The sequence below is a fragment of the Pseudomonas sp. RIT411 genome (assembly GCF_003057735.2).
Lineage (GTDB): Bacteria > Pseudomonadota > Gammaproteobacteria > Pseudomonadales > Pseudomonadaceae > Chryseomonas > Chryseomonas oryzihabitans.
This window is the reverse complement of sequence record NZ_QBIZ02000002.1, coordinates 63,944-81,911: the sequence shown is the minus strand read 5'-3', so window position 1 is coordinate 81,911 and position 17,968 is coordinate 63,944. Positions and strand designations below refer to the sequence as shown.

Annotated in this window: 13 protein-coding genes; 8 read left to right on the top strand and 5 right to left on the bottom strand. The window is 67.9% G+C overall.

Annotated elements, in window-relative coordinates; translation table 11 throughout:
* The first annotated feature begins 26 nt into the window (after nucleotides 1-26).
* On the top strand, nucleotides 27-1,238 hold the full coding sequence (locus DBY63_RS03090; protein ID WP_108581254.1) for a YeeE/YedE family protein: 1,212 nt from the start codon (nucleotides 27-29) through the stop codon (nucleotides 1,236-1,238).
* Here the strand turns inward: DBY63_RS03090 and DBY63_RS03085 are convergent.
* Entirely contained in the window at nucleotides 1,235-2,506 is a 1,272-nt protein-coding gene (locus DBY63_RS03085; RefSeq protein WP_027597144.1) for a hypothetical protein, read from the bottom strand. The genes DBY63_RS03090 and DBY63_RS03085 overlap by 4 nt on opposite strands.
* A gap of 37 nt (nucleotides 2,507-2,543) precedes the next feature.
* Entirely contained in the window at nucleotides 2,544-4,121 is a 1,578-nt protein-coding gene (locus tag DBY63_RS03080) for a hypothetical protein (RefSeq protein ID WP_108581253.1), read from the bottom strand.
* A 578-nt stretch (nucleotides 4,122-4,699) separates the two neighbouring features.
* Between DBY63_RS03080 and DBY63_RS03075 the strand changes: the two genes are divergently transcribed.
* The 5 genes from DBY63_RS03075 (at nucleotide 4,700) to DBY63_RS03055 (ending at nucleotide 9,890) form a co-directional block, all read left to right on the top strand.
* A complete protein-coding gene (locus tag DBY63_RS03075) occupies nucleotides 4,700-6,844 on the top strand; it encodes a polysaccharide biosynthesis tyrosine autokinase (protein ID WP_108581252.1) in 2,145 nt (714 codons plus the stop codon).
* Nucleotides 6,845-6,955: 111 nt separating this feature from the next.
* Nucleotides 6,956-8,182: a SpoIIE family protein phosphatase gene (locus tag DBY63_RS03070; protein ID WP_108581251.1), complete on the top strand. Its 1,227-nt coding sequence runs from the start codon at nucleotides 6,956-6,958 to the stop codon at nucleotides 8,180-8,182.
* Between the two features lie 5 nt (nucleotides 8,183-8,187).
* Nucleotides 8,188-8,751, top strand: coding sequence for a SiaB family protein kinase (locus DBY63_RS03065; protein WP_007159604.1), 564 nt, complete (start codon nucleotides 8,188-8,190; stop codon nucleotides 8,749-8,751).
* An 18-nt stretch (nucleotides 8,752-8,769) separates the two neighbouring features.
* A complete protein-coding gene (locus DBY63_RS03060; RefSeq protein WP_108581250.1) occupies nucleotides 8,770-9,159 on the top strand; it encodes a DUF1987 domain-containing protein in 390 nt (129 codons plus the stop codon).
* Entirely contained in the window at nucleotides 9,156-9,890 is a 735-nt protein-coding gene (locus DBY63_RS03055; protein ID WP_108581249.1) for a GGDEF domain-containing protein, read from the top strand. The genes DBY63_RS03060 and DBY63_RS03055 overlap by 4 nt, the downstream gene beginning before the upstream one ends.
* A gap of 87 nt (nucleotides 9,891-9,977) precedes the next feature.
* Here the strand turns inward: DBY63_RS03055 and DBY63_RS03050 are convergent, their stop codons facing one another.
* Nucleotides 9,978-11,612 (bottom strand): glucan biosynthesis protein D, encoded by a 1,635-nt coding sequence (locus DBY63_RS03050; RefSeq protein ID WP_027602518.1) that lies wholly within the window; start codon nucleotides 11,610-11,612, stop codon nucleotides 9,978-9,980.
* Between the two features lie 231 nt (nucleotides 11,613-11,843).
* Between DBY63_RS03050 and DBY63_RS03045 the strand changes: the two genes are divergently transcribed.
* Nucleotides 11,844-12,227 (top strand): glyoxalase superfamily protein, encoded by a 384-nt coding sequence (locus DBY63_RS03045; RefSeq protein WP_108581248.1) that lies wholly within the window; start codon nucleotides 11,844-11,846, stop codon nucleotides 12,225-12,227.
* A gap of 258 nt (nucleotides 12,228-12,485) precedes the next feature.
* Here the strand turns inward: DBY63_RS03045 and DBY63_RS03040 are convergent, their stop codons facing one another.
* Nucleotides 12,486-14,759, bottom strand: coding sequence for an ATP-dependent DNA helicase (locus tag DBY63_RS03040; protein WP_108581247.1), 2,274 nt, complete (start codon nucleotides 14,757-14,759; stop codon nucleotides 12,486-12,488).
* On the bottom strand, nucleotides 14,756-16,417 hold the full coding sequence (locus DBY63_RS03035; RefSeq protein WP_108581246.1) for a VRR-NUC domain-containing protein: 1,662 nt from the start codon (nucleotides 16,415-16,417) through the stop codon (nucleotides 14,756-14,758). The genes DBY63_RS03040 and DBY63_RS03035 overlap by 4 nt, the downstream gene beginning before the upstream one ends.
* A 182-nt stretch (nucleotides 16,418-16,599) precedes the next feature.
* On the opposite strand from DBY63_RS03035, the gene DBY63_RS03030 reads away from it, so the two are divergent.
* On the top strand, nucleotides 16,600-17,877 hold the full coding sequence (locus DBY63_RS03030; RefSeq protein WP_108581245.1) for a glucarate dehydratase family protein: 1,278 nt from the start codon (nucleotides 16,600-16,602) through the stop codon (nucleotides 17,875-17,877).
* Nucleotides 17,878-17,968: the final 91 nt, after the last annotated feature.

Genomic DNA, 17,968 nt, shown 5'->3' with positions numbered 1-17,968 from the left:
TTTAGTTCGAAACTACCGGAACCATGATGCAGCAGACCTCTATCCTTTCCTCTCCTCGCCTGCCCTGGGCGGCCCTGTGGGCGACCTGCCTGCTCGCCCTGGGCATGGTCTTTCTAGGCCAGGCCGTGGGCGGCCGTCAGGCGCTCCTGCTGCTGCTCGGCGGCGCCCTCGGCCTGACCCTCTACCACGCCGCCTTCGGCTTCACCTCGGCCTGGCGGGTGTTCATCCTCGACCGCCGCGGCGCCGGCCTGCGCGCCCAGATGGTGATGCTGGCCCTGGCGGTGCTGCTGTTCTTTCCCGCCCTGGGCGCCGGCAGCCTGTTCGGCGAGGCGGTGCGCGGCAACGTCTCGCCGCTGTCCACCTCGGTGGTGGTCGGCGCCTTCCTGTTCGGCATCGGCATGCAACTGGGCGGTGGCTGCGCCTCCGGCACCCTGTTCACCGCCGGCGGCGGCAATGCGCGGATGCTGGTGACCCTGCTGTTCTTCGTCATCGGTTCGCTGATCGCCACCCAGCACCTCGGCTGGTGGTTCGCCCTGCCCAGTCTGCCGCCGACCTCCCTGGTGACCCGCCTGGGCGTGCTGCCCGGCATCCTGGTCAGCCTGGCGGCCTTCGCCCTGATCGCCGGGGTCTCGGTGGTACTGGAGCGCCGTCGCCACGGCTCGCTGGAAGTCACGGTGCCCGGTGAACACCAGGGCGCGGCGCGCCTGCTGCGCGGCAGCTGGCCGCTGGTCTGGGGCGCCATCGCCCTGGCCATACTGAACTTCGTCACCCTGGCCCTGGCCGGTCGCCCCTGGGGCGTCACCTCGGCCTTCGCCCTCTGGGGCGCCAAGGGTGCCGGTCTGCTCGGGCTGGACGTCTCCGGCTGGGCCTTCTGGCAGCAACCGGCCAATGCCCGGGCGCTGGCCGAGCCCTTCTGGTTCGACGTCACCAGCGTGATGAATCTCGGCATCATGCTGGGCGCCCTGGCCGCCGCGGGCCTTGCCGGGCGCTTCGCCCCCAGCCTGCGCATTCCCGCGCGGTCGCTGATGGCGGCGGTGCTTGGCGGCCTGCTGCTGGGCTACGGCGCGCGGCTGGCCTATGGTTGCAACATCGGCGCCTACTTCAGCGGCATCGCTTCGGGCAGCCTGCACGGCTGGCTGTGGCTGGTGGCCGCCTTCTTCGGCAACAGCCTGGGCGTGCGCCTGCGCCCCTTCTTCTTTCCCGGCGAACGCCGCGTCGAACGCCTGACCGGCTGCTAGACCGGCAGGACCTGGCGACCGGGCGGTAGCGCTCCCGGTCGCTCCGGCAGGCTGATCACCCCGTACTGAGGCGCGCCGTGGTAGGTCTTCAGCGCCTGCATGACGAAGAGCAGGGCCGCGGTGCCCTGGTATTCGAACAGTCCCTGCAGCGGCCAGATGGTCATGAAGGCGAGGAATACCGCCAGGGTGAATTCCAGGTCGCGGCTCAGCTTGCGCGCCACCAGGTAGTGGACCGCCAGGCCGATGGGAATCACCAGGATCGACAGGAAGCCGAAGCGGAACACGGTGCCGAAGATGCCGACGTCGGAAAGGAAGAAGTAGTCGCCGAAGATCGGCTTGAAGCCGTCGTTCCACATCAGGCTGAGGCTGCCGCTGGGCAGGCCGTTGTACAGCTGCAGGTGGTTGATGATCTGGGAAATGGTGTTTTCCCGGACGTTGTCGGTAGGGCCTTCCTGCACCGAGCGCGCATAGAAATCCAGGTTGAAGCCGAGGGTTTCCAGGAGGTGCGGATAGAGGATCAGCGGCGCGATGATGATGGCGCCGAACAGCGCCGGGCCGACCAGGCGCGCGCGCAGGGCGAGGATGGTGAACACCAGGCAGACCACGATCAGCTGGCGAGTCTGCAACACCACCACGATGGTCGCCAGAAAGAACAGCGCCAGCAGGCCGTGCCTCAGCTTGGGCCGCAACTGGCCGTCGATGAAGGAACGCCCGCGACCGGCGAAGTAGATGCAGATGAAGTAGCCGAAGAAGATGGCGCCCGCCCCCGTGGAGGCCCGTCCGGGACGGCTGAGGTCCTTCACCTCCTCGCGCAGGTCCGGCAGCATCTTGAAGTAGGACAGCCAGCACAGCAGCGCCGAGAGCAGCCCGACCAGGATGATCAGATTCTCGAACTGTACGGCATTGAGTCGCTTGGCCAGGTAGAGCACCAGGAAGGCGCTGAAGCAGTAGAGCACCCGCCGCTCCTCGATGAGGCCGTAGACCAGCGGCTGGCCCCAGAACAGCTGGGCGAACACCGCCGGCAGGCCGACGAACACCGCCGTGGAAAACAGGCAGAAGCCCATCAGCAGCCGATAGTCGCGCTGCGGCCGATGCCAGGTGCTCAGGGTGAAGAGCGCGAAGAAACCCAGGCAGATCGCCAGGTACAGCTCGCCCACGTAGCGGATGCCCACCGGATTGGTCGGGCTCTGTTCGAAGACGCCGAACTGCAGGACCATCAGGCCACCCAGGGCCAGAAAACTCAGTCGATTGATCAGCGTACCCGGCATACCCGGTTTCCTCGCAGCACGTTCATGGATGGGGCGTTCATTGCAGGCGCCAGTCACCCTCGACCTTGGCGTAGGTCAGTTGGCGACCGTCCGCCAGACTCAGGCGGGCGCGGGTGTATTCGGGCAGGTCGACGCGGAAATCCCGGCCTTCCAGATAGAGTCCGCCACAGGCCCCCGGCTCGCCGTGGTAGTCCAGCGGCTGGCGCTGCAATTCGTGGATGCTGCGGTGGAACAGCAGGTTGGCGTAGCCGCGCACCGTCATGTCGGTGGAGATGAGGGTGCAGTCCAGCGCGACCTGGCCTTTCACCAGCCCGACCAGGACCTGGTTCTGCCGGTCGATGGCGCCCCAGCCGGCATAGCCGGCGAGGTCCTGGCGATAGGTCTGGCCGTTCTGCAGGGCCGCGGCCACCAGCACCACGGCGAGCACGGCACGCCCCGGGGTCTTCAGGGCCAGAAAGGCCAGGCCGAGCAGCAGCGCGGCGGGAAAGATGAATTTGAGGCGATCGAAGGAAAACTGGGTGGCATGCTGCAGCAGCAGCAGATTTTCCAGCAGCGGCACGCTGGCGGCGACCAGCAGCAGCGTGGTGCTGCGCGGCCAGTTCAGGCTCTTGCGCTTCCAGACCAGTACCCCCAGGGCGATGGCCACCGCGGCCAGGAACAGGCCGAAGGACAGCCCGTAGCCGGCGAAGAAGTCGGTCAGGTGGGCATTGTTCGGACTGCGGGCGAGAAAGCGCCGGGCAAAGGCCTTGAGCGTCGGCAACAGGCCCGCCGCCAGGCTGTAGTGCAGCAGCACCAGCAATCCGGCCAGCGCCGTGGCGAAGGCCAGGCGCCAGGCCATCCGCTGGCCTTCCGGCAATTGCCGGCGCTGCAGCCAGAACAGCGCGACCAGCCCGCCGCCGAAGACGTAGCCGGTCCATTCGGTCAGGGCGCCGAAGCAGACCAGGCCGGCCAGCAGCCAGCCCAGCCGCTGGCGCTGGCCGGCAGGCGCCTGCAGGTAGTGGAAGAGCGTCAGCAGACTGGCCAGCAGCAGCACCTGGTAGAAACTCTGCACCCAGTAGAGCAGGCCCTGGGACAGCAGCGCCTCGCGGCTGAACACCGCGATCAGGCAGCCCAGCACCGCGCTCGTGGCGCCCAGGCCGCGGCTGGCGCCGTGACTGCGCAGCACCAGGTAGAGCAGGCGGAACAGCAGCAGCGCCGTGAGGGCGCCGAGGGCGGCGTTGAACAGCGCGAGGCTGTGCAGCGAAGGCGTCAGCCCCGCGGCCTTGAGGCCGAGATAGGGCGCGAGGAAGCCGTAGCTGCTGAAGCTGGTGTAGACATAGTCGCCACTGTGGGTGGGGATGGTCGCGCCCCAGGACACCTGCTTGTCGTGACTGCCGCCCAGGGTCACCGTGGGCAGCCACCAGTGGCGGGTCACGCCGGATTCGTCCAGGGCATTGAGACTGAGCAGGACGTGATAGCTGGCTTCGAGATTCTGCGCCCCGGTGCCGTCGCGAAAATCCGGCAGGCGCCAGAGCAGCGCCAGCAGCAACAGCAGACCGACTACCAGACCGCCCAGCCAGAACGGCCACCGTCCTACCCGGACCCCGGGATGGGTCACGTCAGATACCACGCTCATTGTCCTGTCTCCTGACAGCCATGCAGTCGAGAACGCCGTCCAGGGCAGTGAAGAACCAGGCGCCATCCTCCGCAGGCCTGGTACAACCGGTGCAAGACCGCCCACGCAGGCCAAGAGGCGCGTGGGCGGGTAACCGGGCTTCAACCGCTGACTACATTCAAGAAGCCGTCAGGAACACGCCGTTGCCAGGGGCCGCGGCGTTTGCATCTGCTACCTGGGGTGCCTTCGCCAGCAAGGGCACGGGCACGAGCGACCCCGGAACACCAGGCGCTGGCCATGGCTTGTCGTCCGGAGACACGACAGGTCGCGAAGAAGACTGCCTTAGCACCTTGACGCTGCCAAGCGGGCATCCGTCGCGTTCTGCACGGAGTGTCACATTTTTGGCTTTTGCTTTCGCTTAGAGTCGACGCAGCACTCCAGCCGACAAGGCGCGGATCCCCGATCCAGCGCCTGGCGTTCCCAGCTGTGCCCTGCCTGGTGTGACGATTTCGACCCCGGTTCGCCGCGCGCTGCCCTCTCGCCAGCGTGCGGTTGCGACGGCTGTCCTTTCTCGTACCTGCCCCAAGGCCCGCTCCTGCATGGACAAGTCGCGTCAGACGCTCCCCGCCGCCACCCAGGCCGCGGACATAGGTTTCGCCCGTTACTGCGCCGCGCTCTGGCGCCATCGTCGCAGCCTGCTCGTCTGCATCGTCCTCTGCACCCTGGTGGGCGTGGCCTATGCGCAACTGGCCGCGCCGCGCTATCAGGCGGTGGCGACGGTGCAGATCGAATACCAGCGCGGCATCGTGCGGCTGGACGAAGCCGACAACGGCCGACCGCTGCCGCCGCCGGAAGCCATCACCGAGATGCAGCTGCTCACCTCGCGGCGGGTGGTCGGCGAGGTGGTGGACGCCGAGGGCCTGGACCTGAGCGTCACCCCGCGGCGCTTGCCGCTGCTGGGCGACTGGCTGGCGCGCCGCCACGAACGCGCGGGCACCGGGGTGGCCCCGCCGCTGTTCGGCCTCGCGCGCTTCGCCTGGGGCGGCGAACAGCTGACCATCGCCAGGCTGAGCGTGCCCGACGCCCTCTATGGCCAGCCGCTGACCCTCACCGCCGAGGCCCCGGATCGCTTCCTACTGAGCGATGCCCAGGGCAAGCGCCTGCTGGAAGGTCGGCTGGGCCAGCCGGCCAGCGCCGGCGAGCTGCAGCTGGACATCGCCCAGCTGCACGCCTATCCGGGCACCGAATTCATCCTCGTCAAGCAACGCCGCGGCGTGGCCATCCAGGCGCTGCAGGAGCGGCTGATGGTCAGCGAGCGCGGCAAGCGCTCGGGCATCCTCTCGATCCAGCTGCAGGACACCGATCCGCAGCGGGCGCAACGCATCCTGCGCGGCATCACCGAGGCCTATGTGCGCCAGGACGTGACCCGCAACGCCGACGAATCCACCCAGCAACTGGCCTTCCTGCGCCAGGAGTTGCCGCGGGTGAATCAGCGCCTGGCCGACGGCCGCCAGGCGCTGGACCGCTATCAGCGCCGCCAGGGCTCCATCGCCATCGGCGAAGAGGGACGCAGCCTGCTGCGCCAGGCGGTGGACCTCGATGGCCAGCTGTCGGCCCTGGAGATGGAGCGTCTCGGACTGGCCCTGCGCTTCACCACCACCCACCCGCTGTACCAGACCCTGCTGGCGCGCCGCCAGGTGCTCAACGGCGAGCGCCAGGCCGTGCAGCAGCGCCTGGCCAAGCTGCCCCAGACCCAGCAGGAGGTCCTGCGCCTGCAGCGCGACGTCGAGGCGGCGGACAAGCTCTATGCGCTGATGAGCAAGCGCATCCAGGAATTGTCGGTGGTGCGCGCCGGCACGGTGAGCGATGTGCGCATCATCGACAGCGCCTATACCCAGATTGCCCCGGTCTATCCCAAGAAGCCCCTGCTGATCCTCAGCGCCCTGCTCTTCGGCTGCCTGGCCGGGATGGCCTGGGTCTATCTGCGCGCCAGCCTGGAGCGCGGCATCGAAGACGCCGAGGGCCTGGAAAATCTGGGCCTGCCGGTGCTGGCGCAATTGCCGCTGGCGCCGAGCCGCCAACTCGGCGGCCCGCTGCAGACCTCACTCGACAGCGGCTACCAGGAGGCCCTGCGGATCCTGCGCACCAGCCTGGCCTTCGCCCGCACCGAGGCGCGCAACGACCTGCTGCTGATCACCAGCGCCAGCCCCGGCGCCGGCAAGTCCTCGGTGGCCATGCAACTGGCGCGGGTGCTGGCCGAAGGCGGGACGCGGGTGCTGCTGGTGGATGCCGACCTGCGGCGCGGACGCCTGCACCGGCGCCTGCAACTGGCCCGCCGCCCGGGTCTGGCCGAGGTGCTGGCGGGGCTGGCGACGCCCGAGCAGACGATCCAGCCCTCGGCGATCCCCGGCCTGGATTGCCTGGTGGGCGGCGTCCGCCCGCCCAATCCGGCCGAATTGCTGATGAGTGCGCGCTGTACCGAGTTGCTGCGCGGCCTGCAGCAGGACTACGAACTGATCATCCTCGACACCCCGCCGGTGCTGGCGGTGACCGATGCCGTGCTGCTCGCCGCCCAGGCCGGCACCTGCCTGCTGGTGTCGCGCCATGGCTGCAACACCGCCAAGGAAATCGAGGCCACCCAGCGCCAGTTCGCCCACAGCGGTCTGGTGCTCCAGGGTGCGGTGCTAAACGCCGTGCCGCCCCCGCCGTTCACCCGCGCCGCCCTGGGGGTCCTGACCGGCTGACGCCCACCTGGCCAGGCCCGGCGCTATGCTGGCGCCTGGCCAGCTCCTGTCATCAAAGCTCAACACGGAGCCCCTAGGCTGCATCGACCTCCCGAGAACGGATTCGTATCGATGTCGTCCGCTCCCCTGCCCTCCGCGCGTGCCGCCTCCCGCCCCAGCCAACGCTGCGCCCTCGACCTCTGCACCCAGTGGCCCGCCGTCGAGGCCGAGCACACCAACGCCATGGTCATGGACCTGTTCAACGAACGCCGCGAGATCACCAGTCTCGCGGTAGTCGAGCACGACCGCCCGATCGGCCTGATCAACCGCGACATCTTTCTCTCACAGATGAGCAAGCCGTATCACCGCGAAGTCTACGATCGCAAGAGCTGCATCGCCTTCATGGACAAGGAGCCGCTGGTGGTGGATGCCGGTCTGTCCATCGAGGAGCTGACCCGGCGCACCGTCGAGGTGGGCGAAAAGGCCCTGGCCGATGGCTTCATCGTCACCCGCGAAGGGCGCTTCGCCGGGCTCGGCCTGGGCGTGCAGCTGATGCGCATCGTCTCAGACCTGCAGGCCGAGAAGAATCGCCAGATCATGCACAGCATCGAATACGCCAGCGTCATCCAGCGCGCCATGCTGCGCAGCTCGCGCGAAGCCCTGGCGGTGATGGAACAGGACGCCACCCTGGTCTGGCAGCCGCGCGACGTGGTCGGTGGCGACTTCTACCACTTCGCCCAGCACGCAGACGGCTGGTTCGGTGCCATCGCCGACTGCACCGGCCACGGCGTACCCGGTGCCTTCATGACCCTGATCGCCTCGGCGTCCCTGACCCAGGCCCTGCAACAGCTGGGACCGCGCGATCCCTCGGCGTTGCTCTCGGCGATCAACGCCAGCGTCAAGGCCATGCTGGGGCAGTCCGGCGGCATCTCCGAATCCAACGACGGCCTGGACCTGGCCTGCTTCTGGGTGGACAGAGGCAGCCACAGCCTGACCTACGCCGGCGCCCGCATGCCGCTCCACCTGCTGGCGCCCGACGCCGCGGACGTCCTGACCCTGGCGCCGCTGCGCCTGGGGATCGGCTACGCCGACAGTCCGCTCGACCAGTGCTGGCCGACCACCACCCTGCCGTTGCCGCCGGGCAGCCTGCTATTCGCCACCACCGATGGCCTGATCGACCAGATCGGCGGCCCGCGGTGCACCTCCTTTGGCAAGCGCCGCGCCCTGACCCGGCTGAGCGAATCGCGTGCGCTGCCCACCGCGGCCTTCTGTGAGCAACTCAGCGCGGACCTCGCCCACTGGCAAGGCGACGAACTGCGTCGCGACGACCTCACCTTCCTTTGCATCCGCGTGGCCTGACCGACATGACCGCCTCCTTTCCCGCGAACGGCGCCTTTCTCGACATCGCCCAGCAGCAGCACGTGATCTTCTATCACCGCGGTTATTTCTCCCATGGCATCGTCGCCGCCATGGCCGAGGTGGTGAAGCTGCAACTGGAGTTCGAAGGCATCAGCGGCGCCACCCGGCGCAAGCTGTTTTCCTCCTTCATCGAATTGTCACAGAACGTGCTGCATTATTCCGCCGATGCGCTGCCGCCGGATGCCCTGGCGGACACCAAGCTGGGCCAGGGCTCGGTCTGTATCACCCGCCAGGACGGCAACTACCAGATGCTCTGCGCCAACCCCATCGCCAGCGACAAGGTCGACGCCCTGCGCGAGCGGCTCGAGCCGCTGTGCAGCATGTCGCTGGAACAGATCAAGCAGGCCTATCGCGAATCCCTGCGCGCCGAGACCCCGGCCGACAGCAAGGGCGCCGGCCTCGGCTTCCTGACCATGGCGCGCGATGCGAGTGCACCCCTGGAATTTGCCTTCCATCCCTCGACGCAGACGCCGGGCACCACCCTGTTCTGCCTGAAAGCCATCATCTGACAGGGACCCCTACCTCGTATGGACACCATGTTCATCGCTCCCACCGCCACCTCTCCGGAGGTGGATTTCCGTTTCGCCGAGGACGAACTCTGGCTCAAGGGCGAATCCTTTCCGGAAAACGCCGCGGCCTTCTATCTGCCGGTGATCGAGTCGCTGCGGGCCTACCTCGACCAGTGTCGGGACGCCCGCATCCGGGTGCACGTGGCCCTGGCCTACTTCAACAGCTCCAGCACCAAGATGCTGTTCACCCTGTTCGACGCCCTGGACCAGGCGGCCCAGGCCGGCAACCGGGTGGAGCTGCACTGGTACTACGATGCCGAGGACGAGACCATCCAGGAATTTGGCGAAGAACTGCGACTGGACTTCCAGGCGCTGACGTTCATCGAACATCCCGAGCTGCCGGCATGACCGCCAGCGTCAGGCGCTACAGCCCCGCCGAGGCGGGCCCCGACCTGTTCGAGCAGGAAGCCGGGGTGCTGCAGGCGGCGCGCGCCCTCTATGGGGCCGACGACGCCGATGCCGAGCGCTACCGAGCCGCCCTGGGCGACCTGACGCTGCACTTCGAACGCCTGATGCGCGAGACCCGCCGGCTGATCGCCCGCAGCGATCGCGCCGAACGCGAGATGAATGCCCTCAACCAGCAATTGCAGACCCTCAGCCAGCAGCTGGAGTACCGCGCCACCCACGACGCCCTCACCGGGATGCTCAATCGCGGCGCGGTGATCGACCAGGCCGGCCAGGCCCTGCGGCAACGGGGTGGGGCCATGATCGTGCTGGACATCGACCACTTCAAACGCATCAACGACGAGTTCGGCCATCCCGCCGGCGATCGGGTGATCCAGGCCATCGCCCGCTGCCTGCAGGAGCTGGTCCAGGCGCCGGCCATCGTCGGTCGGGTGGGTGGCGAGGAATTCACCGTGCTGCTGCCGACCCTGGCGCGGGACGAGGCCCTGGCCATGACCGAACGCCTGCGTCTGCGCATCGCCCGGGAGGCGACCGGTACAGCGCCGGTGACGGCCAGCTTCGGCCTCAGCCTCAACCTGCCGGGCACCGACTTCGAGCTCGCCTACGGCCTGGCCGACGCGGCGCTCTACCGGGCCAAGCGCGCGGGGCGCAACCAGGTGGTGCTGGCCGACTGACCACCGCGATCAGTCAGCCCCACGCCCTTCTTCCGGGCACAAAAAAGCCGCTGCGCCGGGGAGGCACAGCGGCTTTTTGCTGACCGCTTAGGACTGTTTCCAGTCCGGATAGCGGCGCTTATCGGCGGCTGGCGGGAAGTACTGGTACAGCCAAGTTTCACTCAGGGCGCGATCCTGGGTGCGGATGAAGGCACGCATCTGCACCGGATCGGCCTTGTCGCTGGTGGGGTACCAGTCGAAGATCACCCGGTAGCCGCCGATCTCGTCGATCTTGAGCACGTGGAAATCCTGCACCTTGCCGTCGGTGACGGTGACCACCGGCTCGATGCCGGTACCCTCGGGTAGGAACGACAGGCCGCCGCCGTTGAAATCGATGGCGAAGCGCCGCGCCCAGACCTTGGGCCAGTGCTCACCGGGCGCCCAGCCCTCGGGGAAGCCGCCGATGCCGGAACGGGTGGCATAGACCCGCGCCAGCGGCGTGCTCACCGGCGGCAGCGCACTCCAGTGCAGCTTGTAGCCATAGTGCAGCGACTTGCCGGCGGTGATGGTCTCGGCCGGCGCCCAGAAGGCCACGATGTTGTCCAGGGTCTCGCCGGTGGTGGGGATCTCCAGCAACTGGATGGCACCCTCGCCCCAGGCGGAGGTGGGCTCGACCCACAGACTCGGCCGGCGGTCGTAGCGGACCATGACGTCCTGGTAGCTTTCGAATTCGTGATCGGTCTGCACCAGGCCGAAGCCCTTGGGACTGTCGTCCTTGAAGGCGTTGAACTGCAGCTTGGGCGGATTGTTCAGCGGACGGCAGATCCACTCGCCGTTGCCCTTCCACATGGCCAGGCGATCGGAGTCGTGGATCTGCGGGTGGTAGGTGTTGCAGGTCTGGCGCTCGTGGGTGCCGCAGCCGAACATGCTGGTCATGGGCGCGATGCCCAGTTGCTTGATGTCGCGGCGGGCGTTGACGTTGGCGTCCACGTCCATCACCACGCGGTCGTTCAGGCAGTCGATATCGAAGCGATAGGCGCCGGTGGCGCTGGGCGAATCCAGCAGCGCATAGACCACGAAGCGGGTGCTGTTCTTGTTCGGGGTGACGAACCAGAACTTGGTGAAGTCGGGGAATTCCTCGGGGCGATCGGCATAGGTGTCGATGGCCAGACCGCGGGCCGAGAGGCCGTACTGGCGGGTCTTGTCCACGGCGCGGAAGTAGCTGGCGCCAAGGAAGGAGACGATGTCGTACTGGGCCAGGTGCGGCGCCTTGAACAGCTTGAAGCCGGCGAAGCCCAGGTCGCCCTTGAGCTGGCTCTTGTCGACGCCGCTGTCGTTGTAGTTGAACAGCTCGGGGCGGAAGTGGACTTCCTTGGCCTCGTTGGTCTTGGGGTCCACCGAAAACATCCGCACCGGGGTCTTGAAGCCCATGCCGACGTGGAAGAACTGCACGTCCAGCTGGCCCTTGAGGTCGTGCCAGAGCGAATGCTTGGCATCGTAGCCGATGGCGTTGAACTGCTGCGGCGTCATGTTCGCCAGGGTGTCGGGCAGTTTCTGGGCGGTGGGCTGGTAGGCCTGGCCGGCCAGCTCCTTGGCGTGCTGCTTGAGCCAGTCGAAATCGAAGGCCTGGCCATCGCCGTTGGCCGGATTGGCAAAGGCCTGGAGGGCAAACAGCCCGGTGGAGGGAATGCCGGTGTAGGCCGCCAGGGCCAGGGACGCTTTGAGCAGGTGTCTACGCTGCATGGATCAACCTTGGTCACTAAGGATGAAAGATTCGGCCCAGCCGAACCGCCAGAAAGGAAAAAGAATGCACGATACCCGGATAGGTTCGCCATCGCACCGGTGAACTGCAGCCTAGCGCACGCTCTGGCCTGCCAGAGGGGTTACCAAAGCTTTCCGGATCACAGTTCCGGTTGCCGGGCCTCCCGGAAAGCGCATCATCGACCTTCCCTTGCCGCTTCCCTGGAGACCCTCATGGCCGCTGCCGCCATCGCCTTCGGGCAACCCAGCCCCATCCTGCGCATCTTCGATGACGAAAAGGCACGTGAATTCTACTGCCACTTCCTGGGTTTCCACCTGGTCTGGGAACACCGCTTCGAACCGGGGCTGCCGCTGTACGCGGAAGTCGAACGCGCCGGCCTGCGCCTGCATCTCTCCGGCCACCACGGCGATGCCTGCCCCGGCTCGACGGTCTTCGTCCGCCTGACCGGCATCCGCGCCTTCCAGGCCGAATTGCTGGCCAGGGACTACGGCTTCGCCCGCCCGGGTATCGAGGAATTGCCCTGGGGCCTGGTGATGGAGATCGCCGATCCCTTCGGTAACAGGCTGAGGTTTTGCGAGGAGACGCCGGAGGCCTAAGCAACGGCTGGACGGTGATCGCGGCCATGGGCCGCTCCTACAGGCTCGATGACGGAGATGACCGCCTGCGCGGATGGCTCCCTCTCCCCTCGGGAGAGCGTTGGGGTGAGGGCGCCCTCGCCACGAAGTCCTCAGTGGAAAAGGCTGCGCCGTTTTCCACGCTACGGCTCTACACCTGGTGCCCCCCTATAACGGCCAAGACAGTTGCTCCTACGGGCTCGATGTAATCGTAGGAGCGGCCCATGGCCGCGATAGTCTTCAAGCCGGCGCTGGTTCGCCCGTGGGCACCACCCCCTCCTCCACCTGCCACCAGCTCGGCAGCAGCGCCCTGACCTCGGGCTGGGTGAATCTGTCGTCGATGAGATAGAGGCAGCCGCGGTCCTGCACGGTGCGGATCACCCGGCCGGCGGCCTGGATGACCTTTTGCAACCCAGGATAGAGGTAGGCATAGCGATAGCCGTCGCCGAAGCGCCGCTGCAGGCGCTGGCGCAGCTGTTCGTTGACCGGATTCAGCTGGGGCAGGCCCAGGGTGGCGACGAAGGCGCCGATCAGGCGGTCGCCGGGCAGGTCGATGCCCTCGCCAAAGCTGCCGCCGAGCACGGCGAAGCCGATGCCGCGGCCGTCGGCCTGGAAACGCTCGAGAAACGCCTGGCGGGCGGCTTCGTCCATGCCGCGGGACTGGCGCCACTGGGGCACGTCGGGCGCCAGCTCGGCCAGCGCCTCGGCCACCTGGTCGAGGTAGTCGAAGCTGCTGAAGAAGGCCAGGTAGTTGCCCGGGCGCTGGCGATAGCGACTGGCGATCAGGGCGGCGATGGGCGCGCGGGAAGCGGCGCGGTCGGCGTAGCGGGTGGACAGCCGCACCAGGCGCACCTCCAGCTGCTCGGCGGCGAAGGGCGAGGCGACGTCGACCCAGGCGCTGCCGGCCGGGACCCCGAGCAGGTCGCGGTGGAAATGCTGGGGAATCAGGGTGGCGGAGAACAGGGTGCAGCTGTGCGCCGCCGCCAGCCGCGGACCGACGAAGGGCGCCGGCACCAGGTTGCGCAGGTTGAGTTGCGACTGCGCCTTGCCGCGACCCTTGAGCAGGGTGACATCGAACAGCGAGTGATCGCCGAAGGTCTCGCCCAGGCGCATGAACTGCAGCAGGTCGAAGAACAGCGTCTGCAACTCCGGGGCCGGCGGCTGCCCGGATTCGCCGAAGTGCTCGGTGAGCAGACCCACCACCCGTTGCAGGGCGGTCAGGAAGGCGGCGGGCAAGTCCGGCTGCACCTGGTAGTCGACCTGCTGCTCCTTGTGCAGGCGATTCCATTCGCGATTGAGCGCCTGCAGGCCCTTGGCGATGGCCGGTGGCGCTACCGTCTTGCCCGCCGCCAGGCGGCGCTGGTCGAGGCTGGCGCTGTACATCCCACGGGCGCGGTCGAGCAGGTTGTGGGCTTCGTCCACCAGCACCCCGACCCGCCACTCCTGGGTCTGGGCCAGGGCGTGGAGCATGGCGCTGCCGTCGAAGTAATAGTTGTAGTCGCCCACCACCACGTCGCTCCAGCGCGCCAGTTCCTGGGCCAGGTAATAGGGGCAGACCTCATGGGCCAGGGCCGTCTCCCGCACCCGCGCCCGGGTCAACTGCGTGGGTTCGGCCAGGGCGGCGGCGCGGGCTGCCGGCAGGCGGTCATAGAAGCCGCGGGCCAGCGGGCAGGACTCGCCATGGCAGGCCAGCTCCGGGTGCTCGCAGGCCTTGTCCCGCGCCACCAGTTCCAGCACCCGCACCGGCGCGGCCAGGGACTCCAGGCCATGCAGGGCCAGGGCGCGGCCAGGGGTCTTGGCGGCGAGGAAGAACAGTCGGTCCAGGTTCTGCCGCGGCATGGCCTTGAGCAGCGGGAACAGGGTACCCACCGTCTTGCCGATACCGGTGGGTGCCTGGGCCAGCAGGCAGCAGCCGACGCTGGCGGCCTTGTAGACGGCTTCCGCCAGGGGCCGCTGGCCGTGGCGAAAGTCGGGATGGGGAAAGGCCAGGGTCGCCAGCGCCGCATCCCGCGTGGCGCGATGGGCCAGCTCCTGGCGCGCCCAGGCGAGAAAGCGCGAACACTGGAGTTCGAAATGCGCGGCCAGGTCCGCCGCCGTCCACTGCTCGGTGAAGACGGTCTCGGCACCCGTGCCGATGTCGAAATAGACCAGCGCCAGGGTCAGCTCAGGCAGCTCGCGGCTCTGGCAGAGCAGATGGCCATAGACCTTGGCCTGGGCCCAGTGCAGGTGGCGATGGTTGCCCGGCTGGCGCTCCAGACTGCCCCTGTGGGTCTTGATCTCTTCCAGACGCTGGGCAGCGGCGTCGAAGCCGTCGGCACGGCCGCGCACCTGCAGGTCTTCGAAGTCGCCCTGCAGACTGACCTCGCGCTCATAGCCGGGGCCGCGCCGCGCGGCCACCCGCTGGTGGCCCTCGATGCCTTCCAGGGCGGTGGGCGACGGGGTGAATCTGAGATCCAGATCGCCGGCCTTGGCGGTGAATTCGCAGAGGGCGCGAACGGCGATGCGATAGCTCATGCGGAGGTCGCGGCCACCTGCCACTGCACGTGGCAGACGCTGACCGGGATGTCATGGGCGGCGAAGAAATCCAGCCAGCGGCGCTGATTGTCCTGCAGGCGGTCGCCCGGACCCTTGACCTCGATCATCCGGTAGCGGCCTTCCGCCGGCCAGAACTGGATCAGATCCGGCAAGCCGGTGCGGTTGTTTTCCGGATCTTCCAGCAGCCGTTCGAAGCACAGCCGCAGGTGCCGCGCCGGCAGGCAGGCCAGGGCCTGGTCGAGCAGGTCGCTGCCGAGGATGCCCCAGGCGACGAAGGGCGAGGCCAGGCCGCGCTTGCTGGCGAAGCGCTCGCGGATCACGCTCGGATAGGAGCCGTCGTCCAGGCGCGCCAGGCAGGCGGCGAAGGCCTCGGCCCGCCGCTCGCGAAAGCCCGGCAGACGCAGGTCGGCCGGTTCGCGCTGATAGGGGTGGAAGAAGGCGCCGGGGATGGCGAGGAAGATAGCGTCCCAGCACAGCAGCCCGAACAGGCTGGTGAGCAGGGTGTTTTCCACGTAGTGCACCGGCGCCTCGTCGCGGCCCAGGTGCTCGCGCACCAGCCACTCGACCCGGCGCAGGCCATCGTTGACCAGTTCGAAATCGAGGCGCTCCACCGGGCTGGCCGGGCGGCGCTTGTTGGGTGGCCCGCCCTGCTTGCGCACCAGCCGCGGCAGGATGCGCGCCACCTGCTGGCGTTCGGCGTCATGGGCCGGGGCGGCGACGATGGCTTCCGCCAGCGCCTGGGCAGCGGGCCAGTCCTCCAGCCGTTCGAGCATGCGCAGGGCGCGGATGCGCGATTCGGGGTGCGCCGAGGCGGCGTAGAGCGCCTGGGCCTGGGCCAGCTCGCCGAGGCGTTCGTGGTGCTGCGCCAGTTCATGCAGCAGCTTGCCACGGCGCAATTCCAGCCAGGTGTTGGCGAAGCGCTCGGCCGGCAGCAGCGGCAGCAACTCGGCGGCCGGCAGCCCATCGCGCAGCGCCTGGCGGCAGCGCTGGATGTGGAGGTAGGCGTCCACCTCGTGGCGCTGGCCGAAGGCGCGGGATTCGGCGCTGAAGGCCACCGTCTCGTATTGGAAGATACCCAGATCGGCCAGCACGAAGTCGGTCCAGTCCTGGTGCAGGTTGCCAAAGAACAGCAGACGCAGGCGATCGCAGAGGTCCATCAGCGTCAGCCGCCAGACGCCCTCCGCCACCAGCTCGGGCACGCTGCCGGTCCAGCCGCTGAAGGCCAGGGGCGTGGCCTGCTCGGCCTCCAGCCGCGCCAGCCAGTCTTCCTTGCGCCCGGCCTTGGGCAGGCGATTGCCAAAGCAGCCGAGCAGCTCTTCCTTGCGCAGCAGGGCGAAGAGTTCGATCAGGTGCAATTCCGGATCGGCCAGCAGCCAGCCGAGCTCCACCAGCGGACTCGCCGCGGCGCGGGGGCAGCCGATCTCGCCATAGACCAGCTTGCTGGCACGGAACACCTCGCCCTTGCGCATCACCAGGCGCACCAGCAGAGCCCGCGAGGGCTGCGGCAGCTCGGCGAAGGCGGTGATGAAGGCCTGCTCGCGGTCGTCGAGCAGATCGGGATAGCGCAGGGCGACCCAGTCCAGTACCCGCTGGAAGTTGTGCAGATAGTAGAGGGGATCTTCGAGCGGAGCTTTCATGCGAAAGGTGCGAATAGGGTGGCGGCTGGCTATTTATCCAGCCCCGACCGGAGCGGGCAACCCCGATGCGATATGCGGTCATCCCGCCGGGGTCATGGCACTTCTTTCAGTTGAAGATCCCGACCGGTAGTCATACGATGACTGACAAAGACCACCACAACTACAAGTCCAGGAGTCTGAGCGTGAAGATCAAACGGATCACCGTCACCCCCATCGCCTTTCGCGATGCCCCGCTGCTCAACGCCAGCGGCATCCACGAACCCTATGCGCTGAGATCCATCATCGAGGTGGAAGGCGACAACGGCCACATCGGCCTCGGCGAGAGCTATGGCGACGCCCCGGTGCTGGCGGTGTTGAAGGCCATGGAAAGCAGCCTGGTCGGCCTCTCCGCCTGGGACCTCAACGGCCTGCGCGCCCGGGTGGTGGAGACCGTCGCCGGCCTCGCCGGCGGCGTGGTGGCCGGTGCCGAACTGGCGCCTGGCTCCCATCCGAGCAAGCAGGTGGCCAACGCCTATTCCGCCTTCGAGGTGGCCTTCCTCGATCTGCAGGCGCGTTCCCTGGGCATTCCCCTGGTCGAATTGCTGGGCGGTGCGGTGCGCCGCGAGGTGCCCTTCAGCGCCTACCTGTTCCTCAAGTACGCCGAGCATATCGATGCGCCCTACCCGCCCGATCGCTGGGGCGAGGCCATCAGCCCCGAGCAGGTGGTGGCCCAGGCGGCGCGGATGATCGAGGAGAACGGCTTCCAGAGCATCAAGCTCAAGGCGGGCACCCTGCTCGGTCCGGATCACGAGGCGGCCTGCATCAAGGCCCTGCGCCAGGCCTTCCCGCAGGCGCCGCTGCGTATCGACCCCAACGGCAACTGGTCGCTGGAAACGTCGCTGCGCATCGCCGAGGTGCTGAAGGACGACCTGCAGTACTACGAGGATCCGACTCCGGGCCTGGACAGCATGGCCGAACTGCACCGGCGCACCGGCATACCCCTGGCCACCAACATGGTGGTCACCGATTTCGACGAATTCCGCCGCAGCGTGGCCCAGAACAGCGTGCAGATCGTGCTCGCCGACCACCACTACTGGGGCGGCCTCCGGGACACCCAGATCCTCGCGCGGCTGTGCGACACCTTTGGCCTGGGCGTCTCCATGCACTCCAACTCGCACCTGGGCATCAGCCTCATGGCCATGACGCAAGTGGCCGCCGCGGTGCCCAACCTGGCCTATGCCTGCGACACCCACTATCCCTGGCAGGAAGAGGACGAAGAGGTCATCCGGGGCGGCAAGCTGCCGATCCGCAATGGCTGCGTGGCGATCACCGATGCGCCCGGCCTGGGCGTGGAGCTGGACCAGGATCAGCTCGCCAAGCTGCACGAGCAGTTCCTCGCCATCGACATCCGCAGCCGCGACGACGTGCGCCAGATGCGCAAGTACCAGCCGGACTGGGAAACCCGCAAGCCGCGTTTCTAGGTCTTCGCCTCCTCTCCCAGGCCCCTGACGACCGGCTCGCCCGCCGGCCGTCAACGGCTCCGCTTCCCGGCGTCACGGTTGTACAATCCCC